Below are 5,819 nucleotides of genomic sequence, written 5' to 3'. Positions count from 1 at the left end.
GAGACAGCCGCTCCTCCGAGTCGATGCACGGCGACATCCCACCCGACTACGTCGCCCGCCCCTTGGAGTTCGTCTGACCACATCCGCCCACGATCAGGCCCGCGCTCATGGTCAGCCGGCGTAGTGCTGGCCCCGAGGTGCGACCTTGCCCTGCCGCTGCCCTTCGTCCCGAGCCGTGAGCAGGCTCGTGGTCGCTGAATGCGCTGGCCGGTCGTGTTGCTGCGAGAGTGGAGGGAAATGCGTTCCTAGGGAGGATTGGTCATGCAGAAGCGCACGTTGGGTCGCCAGGGTCTGGTCACGTCGGCGATCGGTTACGGCACGATGGGCCTCACCATGGCCTACGGCCCCGGTGACGAGCAGGAGGGCATCGCCGCCATCAGGCGCGCGTACGAACTGGGCGTCACCTTTTTCGATACCGCCGAGCTCTACGGCCTGGGCACCGGTTCCAACGAGATCCTCGTCGGCAGGGCGGTGAAGGACTTCCGTGACGAGGTCGTCCTGGCGACCAAGTTCGGGTTCGACCTGTCGTCCGGGAAGATCTCCGGCCTCAACAGCCGCCCGGACAACATCCGCAAGGTCGCCGACAACAGCCTCCGCTACCTCGGCGTCGACCACATCGACGTGCTCTACCAGCACCGCGTCGACCCGGACGTCCCGATCGAGGACGTCGCCGGCACGGTCAAGGAGCTGATCGATGCGGGCAAGGTGAAGTACTTCGGGCTGAGTGAGGCGGGCCCGCAGACCGTCCGCCGCGCGCACGCCGTCCAGCCCGTGTCCGTCCTGCAGACGGAGTACTCGCTGTTCGAGCGGGACGTGGAGGAGCTGTTCCCGGTCCTGCGCGAACTCGGCATCGGGTTCGTGTCGTACTCCCCGCTGGGACGCGGCTTCATCACCGGCACCGCCAAGCCCGCCGGGTCCTACGACGCGACCGACATGCGCAACCACGACCCCCGCTGGCAGCCGGGCAACTTCGAGAAGAACCTGGCGGCCGTCGAGAGGCTCGCCGAGATGGCCGCCGCGAAGGACGCGACGGTCTCCCAACTCGCACTGGCCTGGGTGCTGGCCCAGGGCGACGACATCGTCCCCATCCCCGGCACCCGCAGTCCGAAGCGGGTCGAGGAGAACACGGCCGCCGCCGAGCTGACCTTGACCGAGGCCGACCTGAACGCCATCGCCGAGATCCTGCCGACCGGTGGCTTCGGCGCCCGCTACGCCGAGGGCGCCCTACCCACCTGGGTCTGACGGCCACCGCGGAATCCGCTCAGCGCCCAGCCCACGGAGGCGATGGACTGCCGGTCGGCCGAACTGCCGCTCGACCGCATCCACGGCAGGCACGTGGCGGACGCGCCGGTCATCTGCGAGACCCACCTGATCGTCCGCGAGTCGTCCTGACCGGCCGGACGCGCCCGGGCTGTGGCTCGTGGAGGCCCTGTCGGACGGCTGGGGATTCCGGGCGGACGGGGCGCGCACCGTCGTGTGGGCGGAGTTCCGGGCGGGTGCGAACTCGTCCGGAAACACCGACAGGGGGTTGTCGGAATGCTCCCGGACGCTGGTGCCCGCAGCGTTCGAAGGAGGAGACCGATGAGCGTTCCCGCGTTCAACACCGTCGCGTGGTTCCAGGTGGGCACCGACGCGCCGGAGGAGGCCCGCCGCTTCTACGGCGACCTGTTCGGCTGGAAGATCGCCGTCGATCCGGACGGCGACGGCTACGACCTCGTCAGCTACCCGGGCGCCGACGTTCCCGCGGGCGGCATCTCGCACGAGGCCGACGCGTCCGCCGGCCACGCCATGTTCCTGGTCATGGTCGAGGACGTCGACGCCGTCTGCGCGGAGACCGAGAAGCACGGCGGAAAGGTCGCCCTGCCCACCGTGACCGCGAGCACCGGCCTCAGGTTCGCCTACCTCCGGGACCCGTCCGGCAACACCTTCGGCGTCTTCACCCCCGCGCCCGCCTGAGCGCGGAAGCGCGAAGGGCCCCGAGGCGAACCTCGGGGCCCTTCCGGTCATCGCGGCCTACACCACCGCGATCACCACGACAACAACCTCAGCACCCGGCGGGGGTTCCAGGGGGTCGCCCCCTGGAGAGGCCTGGATCAGCCGCTCTCTCCGCCGGCGTTGCTCTCGCTGGTGCCGGCGCCGTTGGCGAAGACTTCGCTGACGGTCGCGTCGAGGCGGTAGCGCTGGATCGCCTGCTGGAGCGTCTCCGGCTTGATCTCGCCGTGCCGGGCGAGCCGGGTCAGCACCGCCAGGACGATCGACGCCGCGTCCACGTGGAAGAAGCGGCGGGCGGCGGCGCGGGTGTCGGAGAAGCCGAACCCGTCGGTGCCGAGCGAGGTGTAGTCCGTGTGGATCCACGGGGCGATCTGGTCGGGCACCGCGCGGGCGTAGTCCGACACCGCGACGATCGGCCCGGCCACGTTCTCCAGCCTGCGGGTCACGTACGGGACGCGCTGCTCGGCGTCGGGGTTCAGCAGGTTCCACTCGTCGCAGTCGCGGGCCTCGCGGGCCAGCTCGTTCCACGAGGTCGCCGACCACACGTCGGCGGCGACGCCCCAGTCCTCGGCGAGGAGCCGCTGCGCCTCCAGGGCCCACCGGCCGCCGACGCCGGACGCGAGGATCTGCGCCCGCGGCGACCCGCCGTTGCCGGAGGCGGCCTCCGGCGCGGCCTGGTACAGGTACAGGCCCTTGAGGAGGCCCTCGACGTCCACGTCGTCGGGCTCGGCGGGCTGCTGGTACGGCTCGTTGTAGACGGTCAGGTAGTAGAAGACGTTCTCGCCGTCCGGGTGCTCCTCAGACGTCCCGTACATGCGGCGCAGCGCGTCCTGCACGATGTGCGCCAGCTCGAACGACCACGTCGGGTCGTAGTGGACGCAGGCCGGGTTGGACGCGGCGAGCAGCGGGGAGTGGCCGTCGGCGTGCTGGAGGCCCTCACCGGTGAGGGTGGTGCGTCCGGCCGTGGCGCCGAGGAGGAACCCGCGGCCCATCTGGTCGGCGAGCGCCCACATCTGGTCGCCGGTCCGCTGGAACCCGAACATCGAGTAGAAGATGTACACCGGGATCATGTGCTCGCCGTGCGTGGCGTACGCGGTGCCCGCGGCGATCGTCGACGCCATCGACCCGGCCTCGCTGATGCCCTCGTGCAGCATCTGGCCGCTCTGCGACTCCTTGTAGGACAGCAGGAGCCTGCGGTCGACCGCGTCGTAGGTCTGCCCGTGCGGCGAGTAGATCTTGGACGTGGGGAACAGCGAGTCCATCCCGAAGGTGCGGTACTCGTCCGGTGCGATCGGTACGAACCGGGCGCCGATGTTCTCGTCCTTGATCAGGTCCTTGAGCAGCCGGACGAACGCCATCGTCGTCGCGACGTTCTGCTTGCCGGAGCCCTTCTTCAGCTCGCTGTAGACGGGGTCGCCGGGCAGCTTGAGCTGCTTGGCCCGCACGGTGCGCTTCGGCAGGAACCCGCCGAGCGCGGCGCGGCGCTCGCGCATGTACTGGATCTCGTCGGAGTCCTCGCCCGGGTGGTAGTAGGGCGGGAGCGGCGCCTCCAGGGCGGAGTCCGGGATGTCGAGGTAGAGGCGGTCCCGGAACTCCTTCAGCTCGGCCTTGGTGAGCTTCTTCATCTGGTGGGTGGCGTTGCGGGCCTCGAAGTCGGAGCCGAGCGTCCAGCCCTTGATGGTGTGCGCGAGGATCACGGTCGGCTGCCCGACGTGCTCGCGTGCCGCCTTGAACGCCGCGTACACCTTGCGGTAGTCGTGCCCGCCGCGCGACAGCTTGCGCAGCTCGTCGTCCGACAGGTGCTGGACGATCCGGCGCAGCCGCGGGTCGGCGCCGAAGAACTTCTCCCGGATGTACTCGCCGGACTCGACGGTGAACGTCTGGAACTGCCCGTCCGGGGTGGTGTTCATCTGGTTCACGAGGACGCCGTCGACGTCCTGCGCGAGCAGCGGGTCCCAGTCGCGGCCCCAGATGACCTTGATGACGTTCCAGCCGGCGCCGCGGAAGTAGGACTCCAGCTCCTGGATGATCTTGCCGTTGCCGCGGACCGGGCCGTCGAGCTGCTGCAGGTTGCAGTTGATGACGAAGGTGAGGTTGTCGAGCTCCTCACGGGCCGCCAGGCCGATCGCGCCGAGCGACTCGGGCTCGGCCATCTCGCCGTCGCCGAGGAACGCCCACACGTGCGAGCGGGACGTGTCCTTGATCTTCCGGTTGTAGAGGTAGCGGTTGAACCGCGCCTGGTACACCGAGTTGATCGCGGTGAGGCCCATGGACACCGTGGGGAACTCCCAGAAGTCCGGCATGAGCCGCGGGTGCGGGTAGGACGACAGGCCGCCGCCCGGGTGCGAGTGCTCCTGGCGGAACCCGTCGAGCTTCTCCTCCGGCAGGCGTCCCTCAAGGTAGGCGCGGGCGTAGATGCCCGGCGAGGCGTGGCCCTGGATGAAGACCTGGTCGCCGGACTCGCCGTGGTCCTTCCCGCGGAAGAAGTGGTTGAAGCCGACCTCGTACAGCGATGCCGCGGAGGCGTAGGTGGCGATGTGCCCGCCGACGCCGATCTCGGGACGGTTCGCCCGCGACACCATGATCGCGGCGTTCCACCGGATGTAGGCGCGGATGCGCCGTTCCACGTGCTCGTCGCCGGGGAACCAGGGCTCGTGCTCCGGCGGGATCGTGTTGATGAAGTCGGTGCTGCGCAGGCCGGGCACCCCGACCTGCAGCTCACGTGCCCGCTCAAGGAGCCGGAGCATCACGTACCGGGCCCTGCCGCGGCCTTCTGTCTTGATGACCGTGTCCAGCGACTCCAGCCACTCCCGGGTTTCGTCCGGGTCGATGTCCGGTAGCTGGCTCGGCAGGCCGTCGCTGATGATCGAAAAGCGTTGACGTCCGGAAGCCACGGGGTCCCCTCTGTCCTTACGTCCATGCTGGTGAGACCGGGGCCTCCGCGTGGGTCGGCCACCGGTCCCCGGCAGACTGTTGTCGCTCGTATCAGATTCCATCGTCGCCGTTTATGACGGCTAACGCATCTCTACCAACCGGTAACCATTCTCCCCGGTCAACCGGGGTACGCACGGGGGGAGAGCGGTTTTTCCCGACGAGATCGGAGGAGCCATGAACGGGCGAGTCGGAGACCGGCTGCTTGTCCACGGCAACATCGTGGGGCAGCCCGACCGGCAGGGGGAGATCCTGGAGGTGCGGGGCGAGAACGGGAGCCCGCCGTACCTGGTCAGGTTCGACGACGGCCACGAGACCCTGGTGTACCCGGGGCCGGACGCGGTGGTCGAGTCCGGGGAGCAGATCTCCCGCTGACCTTGCCGAGCACGTCGCGGGGCCGTGTCCGCGGCCCCGCGAGATCGCGCGGCCCCGGAGGCGTCCGGGGCCGCGGATCGGGTATGCCGGGGATCATGGAGAGCACCGTGGTCCGCGTGACGACCGGGGCGCGCGAGGTCGTGCACGACATCACCGCCGAGTGCGAGCGGTTCGCGGCGTCGGAGGGCGGTGACGGGCTGCTGCACGTCTTCGTCCCGCACGCGACCGCCGGCGTGGCGATCATCGAGCTGGGCGCGGGCAGCGACGACGACCTGCTGGCCGCCCTCGGCGACCTGCTGCCGGCGGACGACCGCTGGCGGCACGCGCACGGCTCCCCGGGGCATGGGCGGTCGCACGTGATGCCCGCGCTCATCCCGCCGTTCGCGACCCTGCCGGTCCTCGGCGGGCGCCTCGCGCTGGGGACGTGGCAGTCGATCGCCCTGGTGGACCTGAACGTGGACAATGCCGAGCGCCAGGTTCGGTTGTCCTTTCTTAAGGGATGAGCGTCAGCGATCCGGGGG

The 5,819-nt window shown here is 69.8% G+C and carries 5 protein-coding genes; 4 read left to right on the top strand and 1 reads right to left on the bottom strand.

Annotation, left to right across the window (positions count from 1 at the left end):
- Positions 1–261 precede the first annotated feature (261 nt).
- Positions 262–1,242: an aldo/keto reductase gene (locus tag E1200_RS30525; RefSeq protein WP_131955641.1), complete on the top strand. Its 981-nt coding sequence runs from the start codon at positions 262–264 to the stop codon at positions 1,240–1,242.
- Positions 1,243–1,581: 339 nt separating this feature from the next.
- Complete coding sequence (locus E1200_RS30520; protein WP_165950528.1) at positions 1,582–1,956, top strand: VOC family protein; 375 nt, start codon at positions 1,582–1,584, stop codon at positions 1,954–1,956.
- 137 nt (positions 1,957–2,093) lie between these two features.
- Here E1200_RS30520 and aceE read toward each other — a convergent pair whose 3' ends face one another.
- A complete protein-coding gene (gene aceE / locus E1200_RS30515) occupies positions 2,094–4,886 on the bottom strand; it encodes a pyruvate dehydrogenase (acetyl-transferring), homodimeric type (protein WP_131955637.1) in 2,793 nt (930 codons plus the stop codon).
- 214 nt (positions 4,887–5,100) lie between these two features.
- Between aceE and E1200_RS30510 the strand changes: the two genes are divergently transcribed.
- Both E1200_RS30510 and E1200_RS30505 read left to right on the top strand, forming a co-directional pair.
- Positions 5,101–5,298, top strand: a complete 198-nt coding sequence (locus E1200_RS30510) for a DUF1918 domain-containing protein (RefSeq protein ID WP_131955635.1) — start codon at positions 5,101–5,103, stop codon at positions 5,296–5,298.
- A gap of 95 nt (positions 5,299–5,393) precedes the next feature.
- Positions 5,394–5,801, top strand: coding sequence for a YjbQ family protein (locus E1200_RS30505; protein ID WP_131955633.1), 408 nt, complete (start codon positions 5,394–5,396; stop codon positions 5,799–5,801).
- The last annotated feature ends 18 nt before the right edge of the window (positions 5,802–5,819 follow it).

Origin of the sequence: Actinomadura sp. GC306, from assembly GCF_004348665.1 — a bacterium.
Taxonomy (GTDB): Bacteria; Actinomycetota; Actinomycetes; order Streptosporangiales; family Streptosporangiaceae; genus Spirillospora.
This window is presented reverse-complemented; position numbering and strand designations above follow the sequence as displayed.

Excerpts from the sequence above, each read along its gene's own strand:
- E1200_RS30520 (WP_165950528.1), top strand. The coding sequence starts at position 1,582 with ATGAGCGTTCCCGCGTTCAACACCGTCGCGTGGTTCCAGGTGGGCACC.
- E1200_RS30505 (WP_131955633.1), top strand. The coding sequence starts at position 5,394 with ATGGAGAGCACCGTGGTCCGCGTGACGACCGGGGCGCGCGAGGTCGTG.
- E1200_RS30510 (WP_131955635.1), top strand. The coding sequence starts at position 5,101 with ATGAACGGGCGAGTCGGAGACCGGCTGCTTGTCCACGGCAACATCGTG.
- E1200_RS30525 (WP_131955641.1), top strand. The coding sequence starts at position 262 with ATGCAGAAGCGCACGTTGGGTCGCCAGGGTCTGGTCACGTCGGCGATC.